The sequence below is a fragment of the Streptomyces sp. NBC_01013 genome (assembly GCF_045162765.1).
Taxonomy (GTDB): domain Bacteria; phylum Actinomycetota; class Actinomycetes; order Streptomycetales; family Streptomycetaceae; genus Streptomyces.
The window spans coordinates 3,119,894-3,134,467 of record NZ_CP108687.1 but is presented as its reverse complement, the minus strand read 5'-3'; the positions used below and the strand labels follow the sequence as shown (position 1 = coordinate 3,134,467).

At 71.5% G+C, this 14,574-nt stretch carries 13 protein-coding genes; 5 read left to right on the top strand and 8 right to left on the bottom strand.

The features are described 5' to 3' along the window. Nucleotides 1–91: 91 nt before the first annotated feature. Nucleotides 92–508: a hypothetical protein gene (locus OG538_RS13290; RefSeq protein ID WP_406093296.1), complete on the top strand. Its 417-nt coding sequence runs from the start codon at nt 92–94 to the stop codon at nt 506–508. A gap of 58 nt (nt 509–566) precedes the next feature. On the opposite strand, the gene OG538_RS13285 is transcribed toward OG538_RS13290, so the two are convergent. The 3 genes from OG538_RS13285 to deoC are packed head-to-tail and all read right to left on the bottom strand — an operon-like array spanning nt 567 to nt 3,893. Next, complete coding sequence (locus OG538_RS13285) at nt 567–1,511, bottom strand: aldehyde dehydrogenase family protein (RefSeq protein ID WP_406093294.1); 945 nt, start codon at nt 1,509–1,511, stop codon at nt 567–569. Next, complete coding sequence (locus OG538_RS13280; protein WP_406093292.1) at nt 1,504–2,940, bottom strand: aldehyde dehydrogenase family protein; 1,437 nt, start codon at nt 2,938–2,940, stop codon at nt 1,504–1,506. The genes OG538_RS13285 and OG538_RS13280 overlap by 8 nt, the downstream gene beginning before the upstream one ends. Nucleotides 2,941–2,945: 5 nt before the next feature. After that, the gene (gene deoC, locus OG538_RS13275; protein ID WP_406100112.1) at nt 2,946–3,893 is read right to left on the bottom strand and encodes a deoxyribose-phosphate aldolase; all 948 of its coding nucleotides are present in this window, start codon (nt 3,891–3,893) and stop codon (nt 2,946–2,948) included. 180 nt (nt 3,894–4,073) lie between these two features. Between deoC and OG538_RS13270 the strand changes: the two genes are divergently transcribed. After that, nucleotides 4,074–4,712: a PH domain-containing protein gene (locus OG538_RS13270; RefSeq protein WP_406093290.1), complete on the top strand. Its 639-nt coding sequence runs from the start codon at nt 4,074–4,076 to the stop codon at nt 4,710–4,712. Nucleotides 4,713–4,959: 247 nt separating this feature from the next. Here the strand turns inward: OG538_RS13270 and OG538_RS13265 are convergent, their stop codons facing one another. The 3 genes from OG538_RS13265 to OG538_RS13255 all read right to left on the bottom strand — a co-directional run bounded on the left by OG538_RS13265 (nt 4,960) and on the right by OG538_RS13255 (nt 8,263). Continuing rightward, nucleotides 4,960–6,606: a phospho-sugar mutase gene (locus tag OG538_RS13265; protein WP_406093288.1), complete on the bottom strand. Its 1,647-nt coding sequence runs from the start codon at nt 6,604–6,606 to the stop codon at nt 4,960–4,962. A gap of 259 nt (nt 6,607–6,865) precedes the next feature. Beyond that, the gene (locus OG538_RS13260; protein WP_406093286.1) at nt 6,866–7,690 is read right to left on the bottom strand and encodes a purine-nucleoside phosphorylase; all 825 of its coding nucleotides are present in this window, start codon (nt 7,688–7,690) and stop codon (nt 6,866–6,868) included. A 135-nt stretch (nt 7,691–7,825) separates the two neighbouring features. Then, nucleotides 7,826–8,263: a gamma-glutamylcyclotransferase gene (locus OG538_RS13255; RefSeq protein ID WP_359138987.1), complete on the bottom strand. Its 438-nt coding sequence runs from the start codon at nt 8,261–8,263 to the stop codon at nt 7,826–7,828. A gap of 285 nt (nt 8,264–8,548) precedes the next feature. Between OG538_RS13255 and OG538_RS13250 the strand changes: the two genes are divergently transcribed. Both OG538_RS13250 and OG538_RS13245 read left to right on the top strand, forming a co-directional pair. Further along, nucleotides 8,549–9,988 (top strand): NAD(P)H-quinone dehydrogenase, encoded by a 1,440-nt coding sequence (locus OG538_RS13250; RefSeq protein ID WP_406093284.1) that lies wholly within the window; start codon nt 8,549–8,551, stop codon nt 9,986–9,988. Nucleotides 9,989–10,196: 208 nt separating this feature from the next. Then, the gene (locus OG538_RS13245; RefSeq protein WP_406093282.1) at nt 10,197–11,150 is read left to right on the top strand and encodes a DeoR/GlpR family DNA-binding transcription regulator; all 954 of its coding nucleotides are present in this window, start codon (nt 10,197–10,199) and stop codon (nt 11,148–11,150) included. Between the two features lie 50 nt (nt 11,151–11,200). On the opposite strand, the gene OG538_RS13240 is transcribed toward OG538_RS13245, so the two are convergent. Together OG538_RS13240 and OG538_RS13235 are read right to left on the bottom strand one after the other, a co-directional pair. Next, nucleotides 11,201–11,800 carry a TetR/AcrR family transcriptional regulator gene (locus tag OG538_RS13240; RefSeq protein WP_406093280.1) on the bottom strand — a complete coding sequence of 200 codons (600 nt, stop codon included), beginning with the start codon at nt 11,798–11,800 and terminating at the stop codon, nt 11,201–11,203. Between the two features lie 163 nt (nt 11,801–11,963). Beyond that, a complete protein-coding gene (locus tag OG538_RS13235; protein ID WP_406093278.1) occupies nt 11,964–13,718 on the bottom strand; it encodes an acetyl/propionyl/methylcrotonyl-CoA carboxylase subunit alpha in 1,755 nt (584 codons plus the stop codon). A gap of 393 nt (nt 13,719–14,111) precedes the next feature. Between OG538_RS13235 and OG538_RS13230 the strand changes: the two genes are divergently transcribed. Further along, nucleotides 14,112–14,570 (top strand): hypothetical protein, encoded by a 459-nt coding sequence (locus OG538_RS13230; RefSeq protein WP_406093276.1) that lies wholly within the window; start codon nt 14,112–14,114, stop codon nt 14,568–14,570. The last annotated feature ends 4 nt before the right edge of the window (nt 14,571–14,574 follow it).

Sequence of the window (14,574 nt, the reverse complement as noted above, 5' to 3'; positions counted from 1 at the left end):
GTTGGTATCCGGCATCACACCTCAACTACTCTGTGCACTCAACCGATTACTCGATTGATGGTTCGAATCGGCCCGATCAGGTGGGAACTTCATGGCACGTCACGCACTTTCCAAGTCCCGGCGCCGCACGCTGCTGCGAGCGGGTCTGACCGTCACGGCGGTGGGTGCCGCGCTCGGTGCGGGGGGTGCGGCGGCCCAGGCGGCGCCGCTGCCCCTCGTGCAGGCGTCGGGTACGGACACCAGCCTCGGCGAGGCGAGCGAGGCGGCCGGCGGCGCGGTCACCGGGGCGCTCGGTCACTCGCTCGGCAATGGCGTCGCGCCCGTCACACACCTGCGGCTCGACCCGCTGGCCGGTACGGGCGTGGACCCGCTGGACAACGCGGTGGGTACGCAGGTCGCCGACTTCAAGCCGGTCTCCACCGCCGCCGTCACCGACCCGGTGACCAGTGGCGGCGCGCTGAAGGACCTGCCCGTGCTGGGGCAGGTCGCGGGCCTGCTGCACGGCTGACGGCGCAGCGGCCCTGCGCCCCGGAGTCCCGGGGTGCAGGGCCGCTGTCGTATCCGCGTCAGTACGAGGAGCCCGACACGCCCAGCGCGCCCGTCGGGTGCCAGACCGTCTTGGTCTCCAGGAACGCCGTGAGCCGGTGGGTGCCCGGATCGGCCGACCAGTCGGCTCCGTCCACAGCCTGTGGACGATCGGCGCTCTGCTCCTCCGCCTCCGGGTGGCGGGAGACGGGCCGGCGGCTTACGCGCTTCAGGTTGTCGGCGGCCGCGATCTCCAGCTCCTTCGCCAGATCCGCGCCGGCTCCCGTGAGGTCGATGCCGTTCACGTCCTGGTGGGAGGCCAGCGGCGCGGCGATCTCCGCCGTCTTCCCCGACAGGATGTTGACCACGCCGCCCGGCAGGTCCGAGGTGGCCAGCACCTCGCCCAGCGACAGCGCGGGCAGCGGGGACCGCTCCGAGGCCACGACGACCGCCGTGTTACCGGTCGCGATCACGGGTGCGAGCACCGAAACCAGGCCCAGGAACGAGGAGTCCTGCGGCGCGAGGACGGTCACGACCCCGGTCGGCTCGGGGGTCGACAGGTTGAAGAACGGCCCCGCGACCGGGTTCGCGCCGCCCACGATCTGGGCGATCTTGTCCGTCCAGCCCGCGTACCAGACCCACCGGTCGACCGCCGCGTCCACGACGGCCGCGGCCTTGGACTTCGAGAGCCCTTCGGCCTCCGCCACCTCGCGGACGAACTGGTCCCGGCGGCCCTCCAGCATCTCCGCGACGCGGTAGAGGATCTGGCCGCGGTTGTACGCGGTCGCCCCCGACCAGCCGCCGAACGCCTTGCGGGCGGCCACGACGGCGTCCCGGGCGTCCTTGCGGGAGGACTGGGGGGCGTTCGCCAGCCACTTGCCCTTGGAGTCCGTCACCTCGTACACCCGGCCGCTCTCGGAGCGGGGGAACTTGCCCCCGACGTACAGCTTGTAGGTCTTGAAGACGCTCAGTCGTCCGTCAGACATCGAGGTAGGCCTCCAGACCGTGACGGCCGCCTTCGCGGCCGAAGCCCGACTCCTTGTAGCCGCCGAACGGCGAGGTCGGGTCGAACTTGTTGAACGTGTTGGCCCAGACGACGCCCGCCCGGAGCTTGTTGGCCACCGCGAGGATGCGGGAGCCCTTCTCCGTCCAGATGCCGGCCGAGAGGCCGTACTGGCTGTTGTTCGCCTTGGCCACGGCCTCGTCGGGCGTACGGAAGGTCAGCACGGACAGCACCGGGCCGAAGATCTCGTCGCGGGCGACGGTGTGTGCCTGGGTGACGCCGGTGAACAGCGTCGGCGCGAACCAGTAGCCCGCGGAGGGCAGCTCGCAGGGTGCCGACCAGCGGTCCGCGCCCTCGGCCTCGCCCGTCTCGACGAGCGCGGTGATCCGGGAGAGCTGCTCCTCGGAGTTGATCGCACCGATGTCGGTGTTCTTGTCCAGCGGGTCGCCCAGGCGCAGCGTGGACAGCCGGCGCTTGAGGGAGTCCAGCAGCTCGTCCTCGATCGACTCCTGGACGAGGAGGCGCGAGCCGGCGCAGCAGACCTGGCCCTGGTTGAAGAAGATGCCGGTGACGATGCCCTCGACGGCCTGGTCGATGGGTGCGTCGTCGAAGACGATGTTGGCGCCCTTGCCGCCCAGCTCCAGCGTCGCCTTCTTGTCCGTGCCCGCGATCTGCCGGGCGATGGCCTTGCCGACCGCGGTCGATCCCGTGAAGGCGATCTTGTTGACGTCCGGGTGCTCGACGAGGGCCGAGCCCGCGTCCCCGTAGCCCGTGAGGATGTTGACGACGCCCTTGGGCAGACCGGCCTGGCGGCAGATGTCCGCGAAGAAGAGTGCCGACAGCGGGGTCGTCTCGGCGGGCTTGAGCACCACCGTGTTGCCGGTGGCGAGCGCCGGGGCGATCTTCCACGCGAGCATCAGGAGCGGGAAGTTCCACGGGATGATCTGGCCGGCCACGCCGAGCGGACGCGGGTTCGCGCCGTAGCCCGCGTGGTCCAGCTTGTCGGCCCAGCCCGCGTAGTAGAAGAAGTGCGCGGCGACCAGCGGGAGGTCCGCGTCGCGGGTCTCCTTGATCGGCTTGCCGTTGTCCAGCGTCTCCAGGACGGCCAGTTCGCGCGCGCGCTCCTGGATGATCCGGGCGATCCGGAAAAGGTACTTGGCGCGCTCGGAGCCGGGCAGCGCCGACCACTTCTCGAACGCCCGACGGGCCGCCTTCACGGCCCGGTCCACGTCCGCGGAGCCCGCCTGCGCGATCTCGGAGAGCACCTCCTCGGAGGACGGACTGACCGTCTTGAAGACCTTGCCGTCAGCGGCTTCGGTGAACTCGCCGTCGATGAACAGGCCGTACGAGGGCGCGATGTCGACGACGGAACGGGATTCCGGCGCCGGTGCGTATGCGAATGCAGATGCCATGGGAATCAGTCCACCGTCACGTAATCGGGGCCGGAGTAACGGCCGGTGCTGAGCTTCTGGCGCTGCATCAGCAGGTCGTTCAGCAGGCTGGACGCGCCGAAGCGGAACCAGTGGTTGTCCAGCCAGTCCTCGCCGGCCGTCTCGTTCACCAGCACCAGGAACTTCAGGGCGTCCTTGGAGGTGCGGATGCCGCCGGCCGGCTTCACGCCGATCTGGACGCCGGTCTGCGCACGGAAGTCGCGCACCGCCTCCAGCATCAGCAGGGTGTTCGCGGGGGTGGCGTTGACCCCGACCTTGCCGGTCGACGTCTTGATGAAGTCCGCGCCCGCCAGCATCCCGAGCCAGGAGGCCCGCCGGATGTTGTCGTACGTGGACAGCTCACCGGTCTCGAAGATCACCTTCAGCCGTGCCCGGCCGCACTCGGCCTTCACGGCGAGGATCTCCTCGTACACCTTCAGGTAGCGGCCGGAGAGGAAGGCGCCGCGGTCGATCACCATGTCGATCTCGTCGGCCCCGGCCGCCACGGCGTCGCGGACGTCCGCGAGCTTCACGTCGAGCGCGGCGCGCCCGGCCGGGAAGGCCGTGGCGACGGACGCCACCTTCACGCCCGAGCCGGCGAGGGCGGCGACCGCGGTCTCCGCCATGTCGGGGTAGACACAGACCGCCGCGGTGCGCGGGGTCGTGCGGTCGGTGGGGTCGGGATGGACGGCCTTGGCGGCGAGCGCGCGGACCTTGCCCGGGGTGTCCGAGCCTTCCAGCGTCGTCAGGTCGATCATCGAGATGGCGAGGTCGATGGCGTACGCCTTGGCCGTCGTCTTGATCGAACGGGTTCCGAGCGAGGCGGCGCGCGCTTCGAGGCCGACGGCGTCGACGCCGGGCAGCCCGTGCAGGAAGCGGCGCAGCGCACTGTCGGACGCCGTCGCGTCGGCGAATGCGGGAGCAGTGGTGGGCATGGTCACCACATGAGCATATCTACGCGCGTAGCGGCCTGTACAGGGGGCCCGGCGCCTCGCGCATCGCGCGGCGCCCCGTGCGAGGGGAACGTGCGTCCGGAACCGGCCCGGCTGCCCTCCGCACGCGTGTCCGGGCAGCCGCCCCCGCGTCCGCCGCGCACGTCAGGCAGAATCGGGCTCATGACGAGCCCCACGCCGCCCTCCGAGCCCACCTACGCCGACCGGACGTTCCGGTCGCCCGCCGGGCTGGTCGGGGGCGCCCTGCTGCTCCTGCTCATCTGCTGGATCGGCGGCGACGCCGCGATCCGGGGTGAGGGCCGGGTGCCGTGGCTGGCGCTGGCCGGACTGCTGACGGTCGTGCCGCTGGTGGTCGCCTTCAGCCTGCGGCCCGTGGTGGCCGCCAACGAGGAGCGCATCCGCATCCGCAACCCGTTCCGGACGATCACGCTGCCGTGGACCGACGTGGCGGACGTCCGGGCCGGGTATTCGAGCGAGCTCTACACGCACGCCAACGAGAAGTTCCAGCTCTGGGCGGTCCCGGTGTCGCTGCGGCAGCGCAAGAAGGCCGCCCGTTACCAGTCCCGGCACGCGATGGACGACCCTTACGGCAAGACGTCCGTCACCGCCGACGTGCGCGACACGAAGGCACGGACGGCAGCCGCGGACCAGGCGGTCGTGGACCTGAGGGAACTGGCCGAACGCGCGGGCGACAAGCCCGTCGCCGGCGGCACGGTCAAGTCGGTCCGGTGGGCGTACGAGGTGATCGCGCCGGCCGCGGCGGGTGCGGTGCTGCTGGTGGTGCTGGGCGCGACCGGCTGAGCGGTCGCCACGCGAGACGCGCCCCCGCCGCACGGAGCACCGGCCGGGGGCGCCCGCATGTGTACCGGGCGGCCGCGGGTGCCTTCCGCGTGAGGAGCGACCGGCGCGCCTGTTCACGGGCCCGGCGGCCCCGTCCCTCCCGGCACGGCGACGCAGGGTGCCCGGCCCGGGCCCACGTGAACGACTGCTCGGCGCTTCGCGCTCCGGACGACCCGACGCGGCGTACCGGCCGCGGTCCGGGCGCGTGTCAGATCCCGGCGGCGGCCGCCAGGTCCCGCTTGATGCCGGCCAGCAGCCCGGCGCCCTTCGTACGGGCCGCGGGCAGTTCGCCGGCCGAGCCCACCGGCACGACGACCTCCAGATAGCACTTGAGCTTCGGCTCGGTGCCGCTCGGGCGGACGATCACCCGGGCTCCCTCCAGGTGGTAGCGCAGCCCGTCGGTGGGCGGCAACAGCTCCGTGCCCCGGGACAGGTCCTCGGCCGAGACGACGGCGAGGCCCGCGAGTGCCGTCGGCGGCTGCTCACGCAGGCGGCGCATGGCGTCGGCGATGACGGACAGGTCCTCGACCCGGACCGAGAGCTGGTCCGTGGCGTGCAGCCCGTGCTCGACCGCGAGGTCGTCCAGCAGGTCGAGCAGCGTACGGCCCTGCTCCTTGAGCACGGAGGCGAGTTCGGCGACCAGGAGCGCGGCCGTGACGCCGTCCTTGTCGCGGACGCCGTCCGGGTCGACGCAGTAGCCGAGCGCCTCCTCGTAGCCGTACCGCAGACCCGCCACGCGGGCGATCCACTTGAAGCCGGTCAGCGTCTCCTCGTAGCCCAGGCCCGCCTTCTCGGCGATCCGGCCGAGGAGGGACGACGACACGATCGACTCGGCGAACACGCCGGTGACCCCGCGGCGGACCAGGTGAGCGGCGAGCAGTGCGCCGACCTCGTCGCCGCGCAGCATCCGCCAGCCACCGTCCGCGGCCGGGTCCGGCACGGCGACGGCACAGCGGTCCGCGTCCGGGTCGTTGGCGATGACGATGTCGGGGTCCGAGCGGCGCGCGGTGGCGAACGCGAGGTCCATCGCGCCGGGCTCCTCCGGATTGGGGAACGCCACCGTGGGGAACGCGGGGTCGGGTTCGGCCTGCTCGGCGACGAGGACCGGGGCGGGGAAGCCGGCGCGGTCGAAGGCGGCGGTGAGTACGGAGGTGCCGACGCCGTGCATCGCCGTGTACACGACGCGGGCGGTGCGCGGCGAGCCCGTCTCCAGAACGGTGTCCGTACGCGCCAGATAGGCGTCCAGGACCTCGTCACCGAGCGTGTCCCAGCCGCTGTCGGGGCGGGGCACCGTGTCCAGCGGGCCGACCGCGGCGATGGCGGAGGCGATCTCGCCGTCGGCCGGCGGCACGATCTGCGAGCCGTCGCCGAGGTAGACCTTGTAGCCGTTGTCGCGCGGCGGGTTGTGGCTGGCGGTCACCTCTACGCCCGCGACGGCGCCCAGGTGCCTTATGGCGTACGCCAGTACGGGGGTGGGGAGCGGGCGGGGGAGTACGGCTGCCCGCAGACCGGCGCCGGTCATCACGGCCGCGGTGTCCCGGGCGAAGTCGGTGGACTTGTAGCGGGCGTCGTAGCCGATGACGACGAGGCCGCCGTCCTGCCCCTGGGCCTTGAGGTACGCGGCGAGCCCGGCGGCGGCGCGGATGACGACGGCGCGGTTCATCCGCATGGGCCCGGCGCCGATCTCACCGCGGAGTCCGGCGGTGCCGAACTGGAGCGTGCCGGCGAAGCGGGTGGCGAGCTCGTCGAGGTCCTCGGCGTCGATGAGCTTCGCGAGCTCGTCGCGGGTCTCGGGGTCGGGGTCCTCGGCGAGCCAGGTCCTGGCCCGGGCGATGAGGTTCTGCTCCTGCTGCACGGTGGTCCGCCTTTCGGTTTCCGGGGTGCGTGATGGTGGTGGGCGTGGGGGCGGGGTGCGCCTGCGGGACCTTGTCCCCTGCCCGCCCCTTCGCGTAACCGGGGCGCAGCCACCGGGCCCCCGCGCCGCGTACGCCGACAGGCCGGGGGGCGGGGCTCCGCCCCGGGCCCCCCGCGCCGCGTAAGGTCGGCGGGGCCGAGGGCTCGGGACCCGCGACCGGCCCCGCGCCGCGAACGCCGCGGGGGCCGGGTGTGCCGGGTCAGATCCGGTCGAGGACCCTCGCCAGCAGCGACCCCATCCGGGTCGCCGAGTCGCGCCCCGCCTGCAGCACCTCTTCGTGGTTGAGCGGCTCCCCGCTCAGGCCCGCCGCCAGGTTCGTCACCAGGGAGATGCCCAGCACCTCCGCACCCGCCTCCCGGGCCGCGATGGCCTCCAGCACGGTGGACATGCCGACGAGGTCGCCGCCCATCACGCGGACCATGTTGATCTCGGCCGGGGTCTCGTAGTGCGGGCCGGGGAACTGCACGTACACGCCCTCTTCGAGGGTCTCGTCGATCTCCTTGCACAACGCCCGCAGTCGCGGGGAGTACAGGTCGGTCAGGTCGACGAAGTTGGCGCCGATGATCGGCGACGCCGCCGTGAGGTTGATGTGGTCGCTGATCAGGACCGGCTGTCCGGGGCGCATGCCCTCGCGCAGACCGCCGCAGCCGTTCGTCAGCACGATGGTCCCGCAGCCCGCGGCGACGGCGGTGCGCACTCCGTGCGCCACGGCGTCGACGCCGCGGCCCTCGTAGAAGTGCGTGCGGCCCAGGAAGACCAGGACGCGCTTCTCGCCGATGCGGTACGAGCGGATCGTGCCGCCGTGGCCCTCGACGGCCGGGGCGGGGAATCCGGGCAGGTCCGTCACCGGGAACTCGGCATCCGGTGTGCCGAGCGCATCGCCGGCGGGCGCCCAGCCGGAGCCCATCACGAGGGCGACGTCGTGGGTCTCGGCACCGGTCAGCTCGCGCAGGCGGGCGGCGGCGTCGGCGGCGGCCGCGCGCGGGTCGCCCTGGATGTGGTCCGGAATAACTGATGCGTTCACGCGGATGAGCGTAACCGCTGAACCCCTACGCGCGTAGATGCTCCCGTACAGAGTCTTGTCGCGTTCGTTCGTGTGTTCCCACAGTCGGCTGCCGGTGATCCCGGGAAAGGGCAGATCAGGGCAGGTTTCCGCCGTTCAGCAGGGGCGCTTGCGGAGTTCCATCACATAATCGTGAGGCGCGCCCGCGGAGTCGGCGGCATCGGCCACCTCGCCCAGGTAGCGGGCGGACGGCAGGCCGCCCTCGTATCCGTTCAGGACGTACATCCAGGCCGGTTCCTCGCCGTCCAGGGTGTGCACCCGGATCCGCATGCGGCGGTAGATGTCCAGGCCGACACCCTCCCAGCGGTCCATGGAGTCCTCGTCCATCGGCGCCAGGTCGTACAGCGCCACGAACACCTGGGAGCGCGGCGCCTCGACCACCGTGGCCAGCGCGCCCTCCCAGCCCATCTGCTCGCCGCCGAACGTCAGCCGCCAGCCGTTGAGCCAGCCGGTGCCGCGCAGCGGGGAGTGCGGTGCGCGGCGCGTCATCAGCCGCGCGTCGAGGTTGCCGGCGTACGCGGCGTAGAGCGACATGGGATCGAGGGTACGGGAGGTGACAGCGGGAGCGGCGATTCCTGGGAGGAACAACCCCGCACGAAGGCCCGGATCCGGACCGGCCGCCCCCGATGTGCCGGCCGGTCCGAGCGGCCGCTTCCCGTGTGCGGGGCGCCCCGGCGCACGTATGGAGGGCCCCGGGGCGAAGCACCTTGGCGCGTGCGGGACAATGAAGTACGTACTGCATTCCCCCGGGGCGTCCCCCCGGACCCCCGGCCGGGACAGCAGACGGCCGCGGGACGAGAAACGCGAGGCGGACTTTTCGTGACCCGGATCGTGATCATCGGCGGCGGACCCGGCGGGTACGAGGCGGCATTGGTGGGCGCCCAGCTCGGCGCGGAGGTGACCGTCGTCGACTGTGACGGCCTCGGCGGCGCGTCCGTCCTCACCGACTGCGTGCCCTCGAAGACCCTGATCGCGACGGCAGAGGTGATGACCACCTTCGACTCCTCGTACGAGGAGCTCGGCATCATCGTCGCGGACGACACGCCCCACATGGAGCAGGCGGCGCGTGTGGTCGGCGTCGACCTGGGCAAGGTGAACCGCCGGGTGAAGCGCCTGGCGCTCGCCCAGTCGCACGACATCACCGCATCCGTCACCCGCGCCGGCGCACGGGTGATGCGCGGGCGCGGCCGTCTGGAGGGCCTCCAGGCCGCCGACGGCTCGCGCCAGGTCGTCGTCACCGCGGCGGACGGCACGGAGGAGACGCTCACCGCGGACGCCGTGCTGATCGCCACCGGCGGCCACCCCCGCGAGATCCCGGACGCGCTCCCCGACGGCGAGCGGATTCTGAACTGGACCCAGGTCTACGACCTCGACGAGCTCCCCGAGGAGCTCATCGTGGTCGGCTCCGGTGTCACCGGCGCCGAGTTCGCCGGTGCCTACCAGGCCCTCGGCTCCCGCGTCACCCTCGTCTCGTCCCGGGACCGGGTGCTGCCGGGCGAGGACCCCGACGCGGCGGCGGTCCTGGAGGACGTCTTCCGGCGCCGCGGCATGAACGTGATGGCGCGCTCCCGCGCCCAGTCGGCCAAGCGGGTCGGCGACCGGGTCGAGGTGACCCTGGCCGACGGCCGGGTCATCACCGGCTCGCACTGCCTGATGGCGGTCGGAGCGATCCCGAACAGCGCCGGCATGGGCTTGGAGGAGGCCGGGGTACGGCTCAAGGACTCGGGCCACATCTGGACCGACAAGGTGTCCCGCACCAGCGCGCCGGGTGTCTACGCGGCCGGTGACGTCACCGGGATCTTCGCGCTCGCCTCCGTCGCCGCCATGCAGGGCCGCATCGCGATGTACCACTTCCTCGGTGACGCGGTGGCCCCGCTGAATCTGAAGACGGTCTCCTCGAACGTCTTCACCGACCCCGAGATCGCCACGGTGGGCTACAGCCAGGCCGACGTCGACAGCGGCAAGATCGACGCCCGGGTCGTCAAGCTCCCGCTGCTGCGCAACCCGCGCGCCAAGATGCAGGGCATCCGGGACGGGTTCGTCAAGATCTTCTGCCGGCCCGGCACCGGCATCGTGGTCGGCGGCTGTGTCGTCGCACCGAAGGCGAGCGAGCTGATCCACCCCATCTCGATCGCGGTCGACAACAATCTGACCGTGGAACAGATCGCAAACGCCTTCACTGTGTATCCCTCCCTGTCGGGATCGATCGCCGAAGTGGCCCGCCAGTTGCACACCCGTAAGCAGGCGGGCGAGGGGTGACCGCTGCCGGGGGAGTCGCGGGGAGCACCGGGCAACCCGGCATTCCCCGGTAACCCCGGCAACTCGGGCGGTTCGCCGACCGCCGTTCGATCAGTACGGAACAACAACGGGGCCGCCTATACCACTTGGCGGCCCCTTGTAAGTACAACTTCTGTTATTCGGCGCAAACAGCTGAAAACGCTCGGGCGGTCACGTTACTGTCAGTTTTGTGTTCGCTGCAGAACGTCGTCAATTGATCCTCGAAATGGTGCGCGCCAACGGGGCGGTATCGCTCCGTGAGCTCGCCCGCGTCGTCCAGACCTCCGAAGTGACCGTACGGCGGGACGTGCGGGCACTGGAGGCAGAAGGACTCCTCGACCGCCGACACGGCGGTGCGGTCTTGCCGGGCGGTTTTACGCGGGAGTCCGGCTTTCCGCAGAAATCCCATCTCGCCACCGCGGAGAAGACCGCCATCGCCGATCTGGCCGCCGGTCTCGTCGAAGAGGGCGAGGCCATCGTGGTCGGCGCCGGTACGACCACGCAGGAGCTGGCCCGCCGGCTCGCGCGGGTACCCGGCCTGACCGTGGTCACCAACTCGCTGCTGGTCGCCCAGGCGTTGGCCCATGCCAACCGGGTGGAAGTGGTGATGACCGGGGGCACTCTGCGCGGTTCCAACTACGCCCTGGTGGGCAGTGGGGCCGAGCAGTCGCTCCAGGGGCTTCGGGTCTCGCGCGCCTTCCTGTCCGGGAGCGGGCTCACCGCCGAACGCGGACTCTCCACGTCCAACATGCTCTCCGCGAGCGTGGACCGGGCACTGGTGCAGGCCGCGGGGGAGGTGGTGGTCCTCGCCGACCACACCAAGCTCGGCTCCGACACGATGTTCCAGACCGTGCCGACGGACCTCATCACCCGTCTGGTGACGGACGAGCCGGCCGCGCACGACGACCGGGCGGCCGCGGAGCTGCAGGCCCTGGCGGACCAGGGCGTGCAGATCGCGGTGGCGGGGGCCGGAGGTGCGCCCGCCTCCGCCGACACCGCGCCGCCGGGCCGTACCGCCCGTCGCGACATGCCCCTGCCGGGGCAGCGCCGTACGCACGCCCAGCAGTTGCGGGGGGCGGCCGTACTGGCGGAGCAGAGTGGGCAGGGGGACCGGGCGAGAGTGGCGGACCTGCGCCGGAGGTAGGCGCCGGCGCCGAGGTGCGGGCCCGGGCGGAAGCCGAGGGAGGGCGGGCGTCAGTCCGACGCCCGCAACCCCCGCAACGTCAGCGTCAGCAACCGCTGCGCGAGCTCCGGGTCGCCCGGTGACTGCTCGGCGGCCAGCGCGATCGCGTTCGTCAGCTGCATCAGGTCGTCGATGGACACGTCGGCCCGGACCGCTCCGCTCGTCTGCGCCCGACCCAGCAACACCGAACCCGCCTCGCGCAACGGCACATTGCACGGTGACAGGGCCGAGGTCTCGTCCCGGCACGTCGACATGAGCGCCTGAGCCAGCCCCCGGTACTCACCCGCATGAGTGATGAGCGCGCCCAGCCACTCCACGAGGCCGGTGCACGGCTGTTCCGCCTCTGCCAGTTCGCGGGAGCGGGCGATCAGGGAGGTCACCGCCTCCTGGAAGACCGCGCTCATCAGCGCGTGCCGGGTCGGGAAGTGCCGGTACAGCGTGCCGATTCCCACGCCCGCCCGGCGCGCGACGTCCTCCAGGGAGGCGTCGGTGCCGTGCTCGGCGAAGGAGTCGCGGGCCTCGGTCAGCAGCCGGTCGTAATTGCGGCGCGCGTCGGCGCGCATGGGCCGGTCCGGCGTGCGGACCGGTGTCCCTGCCGTACTCATCGCCATCGCGCAGTCCTCCCTCTGTCCACCCCTTGGGTCCAGGATGCCATCGCGCAACCGGAGGTGCCCTCCGTAATGCGCGACGCCCGGAGCGCGCCCCGCAATGACCGGCGCCCCGGTCACGTCCTATGACATGAGCGGGGCGCCGGTGGAACAGGTGTCGCGAGGATCAGTCCTTGATCTCGCAGATGACGGCACCGGAGGAGACCGAGCTGCCGACTTCGGCGGCCAGGCTCTTGATCGTGCCGGCGCGGTGTGCGTTGAGCGGCTGCTCCATCTTCATGGCCTCCAGGACGACGATCAGATCGCCCTCCTTGACCTCCTGGCCCTCTTCCACCGCGATCTTCACGATGGTGCCCTGCATCGGGGAGGCGAGGGTGTCGCCGGAGACCGCCGAGCCGGACTTCTTCGCCGCGCGGCGCTTGGGCTTGGCGCCCGCCGCGAGTCCCGTACGGGCCAGGCTCATGCCCAGTGACGAGGGCAGGGAGACCTCGAGGCGCTTGCCGCCGACCTCGACGACGACCGTCTCGCGGCCGGACTCCTCGTCCACCTCCGCCTCGGCGGGAGCGGCGAACGGCTTGATCGCGTTGACGAACTCCGTCTCGATCCAGCGGGTGTGGATGCGGAACGGGTCGGAGGTGAACGCCGGGTCGGCGACGACCGCACGGTGGAAGGGGATGGCGGTGGCCATGCCCTCGACGTTGAACTCCGCCAGCGCACGGGCCGCGCGCTGGAGCGCCTGCTCACGCGTCGCGCCGGTCACGATCAGCTTGGCGAGCAGGGAGTCCCACGCCGGGCCGATGACCGAGCCGGACTCCACTCCCGCGTCGAGGCGGACACCGGGGCCGCTCGGAGGTGCGAAGACGGTGACGGTGCCGGGGGCGGGCAGGAAGCCGCGGCCCGGGTCCTCGCCGTTGATCCGGAACTCGAAGGAGTGGCCCCGCATCTCCGGGTCGTCGTAACCGAGCTTCTCGCCGTCGGCGATGCGGAACATCTCGCGTACGAGGTCGAGGCCGGTGACCTCCTCGGTGACCGGGTGCTCGACCTGGAGGCGGGTGTTGACCTCCAGGAAGGAGATCGTGCCGTCCATGCCGACCAGGAACTCGACGGTGCCGGCGCCGACGTAGCCGGCTTCCTTCAGGATCGCCTTGGAGGCCGCGTACAGCTCCGCGTTCTGCGCCTCGGACAGGAACGGGGCGGGCGCCTCCTCGACCAGCTTCTGGTGGCGGCGCTGGAGCGAGCAGTCACGGGTGGAGACGACGACCACGTTGCCGTGGGTGTCGGCCAGGCACTGGGTCTCCACGTGCCGCGGCTTGTCGAGGTAGCGCTCCACGAAGCACTCCCCGCGTCCGAACGCGGCGACGGCCTCACGGACCGCGGAGTCGTACAGCTCCGGGATCTCCTCCAGCGTGCGGGCGACCTTCAGCCCGCGACCGCCGCCACCGAAGGCGGCCTTGATCGCGATGGGCAGCCCGTGCTCCTTCGCGAAGGCGACGACCTCGGCGGAACCCTGGACCGGGTCCGGGGTGCCCGCGACGAGCGGGGCGCCGGCGCGCTGGGCGATGTGGCGGGCGGCGACCTTGTCGCCGAGGTCCCGGATCGCCTGCGGCGGCGGGCCGATCCACGTGAGACCGGCGTCGAGCACGGCCTGGGCGAACTCGGCGTTCTCCGAGAGGAAGCCGTAACCCGGGTGGATCGCGTCCGCCCCGGAGTCCTTGGCCGCCTGGAGCACCTTGGCCATGTCCAGATAGCTGGCGGCCGGGGTGTCACCGCCCAGAGCGAATGCCTCGTCGGCCGCACGCACATGCAGAGCGTCGCGGTCCGGGTCTGCGTAGACGGCCACGCTCCCGATTCCCGCATCCCGGCAAGCTCGGGCAACACGGACAGCAATTTCGCCACGGTTGGCGATGAGCACCTTGCGCACGATGGCTCCCTCCTTGAAACAAGCTGAGTTTAGGGACAACCGACACGGTCCTACGACCCGTCCCCAATGGTGAGCTTGCCCACACGGAGTGTGATTCGAGGCTTGCTCGAGTCGCGAAATCCCTTGTGGCACCACGGTACGCCGGGAACCATGACCGCACAGTAGCCACGAGGTGTGGTCCAGGTCTCTGTCGGCACAGGCAGCGACGCCCGGTGTTTCTTTGTGGACTTCCTACTAAGCGGCGCAAGATTCTTTGCCCGACGCACCTGGGCGCGCACAACCGGGGTGCGGACCGCGGGCTTCCGCGGCGGCGAAGGAGTTGCCCAACCCCTTGTCCGGAGCATTACCCGTTAGTAGGGTCCGCGCTATCGCACGTACTGCAGGTAACAGGGGGTGAGCGCCGTGGTGCGCAGGCCGGTGGCTTTCATAGCCGCGCTCGTGCTGTTCGCGGAAGCCGTGGGCATCGTGATCATCAACGTGGTCCTGGGAACGGTCGTGAAGAACCAGGACATGTCCCTGGCGGGCACCGACCCCGGCGCCATGTCCACGGGGACCTGGGTGCTCGGCGGCGTCTCGGGGCTGTTCCTGGTGCTGTGCGGTGTGCTGCTCCTGCTGGCAGGCATCCGCGACCGGGCCCCGGGCCGCATCGCCCGGATCGTGCTCATCGTCTGCGCCGTCGTCCACGGCGTGCTGGGCGCGCTGACGGTCGGCCTGGTGGGCTGGACGGCCTTCGTGTTCATGATGGTGGTGCTCGGTCTGATCGTGCTGACGCTGGTGGCGTACGGCCCCGCCGACGAGGAGCCGGCCACCGGCGCCGAGCCCGAGCAGCCTGCGGCTCCCGCCCCCGTCTGACCCG

What these genes read in the sequence shown, in the direction of transcription:
- OG538_RS13290 (WP_406093296.1), top strand. Translation starts at nt 92, where the DNA reads ATGGCACGTCACGCACTTTCCAAGTCCCGGCGCCGCACGCTGCTGCGA.
- OG538_RS13285 (WP_406093294.1), bottom strand. Translation starts at nt 1,511, where the DNA reads ATGTCTGACGGACGACTGAGCGTCTTCAAGACCTACAAGCTGTACGTC.
- OG538_RS13280 (WP_406093292.1), bottom strand. Translation starts at nt 2,940, where the DNA reads ATGGCATCTGCATTCGCATACGCACCGGCGCCGGAATCCCGTTCCGTC.
- deoC (WP_406100112.1), bottom strand. Translation starts at nt 3,893, where the DNA reads ATGCCCACCACTGCTCCCGCATTCGCCGACGCGACGGCGTCCGACAGT.
- OG538_RS13270 (WP_406093290.1), top strand. Translation starts at nt 4,074, where the DNA reads ATGACGAGCCCCACGCCGCCCTCCGAGCCCACCTACGCCGACCGGACG.
- OG538_RS13255 (WP_359138987.1), bottom strand. Translation starts at nt 8,263, where the DNA reads ATGTCGCTCTACGCCGCGTACGCCGGCAACCTCGACGCGCGGCTGATG.
- OG538_RS13240 (WP_406093280.1), bottom strand. Translation starts at nt 11,800, where the DNA reads ATGGCGATGAGTACGGCAGGGACACCGGTCCGCACGCCGGACCGGCCC.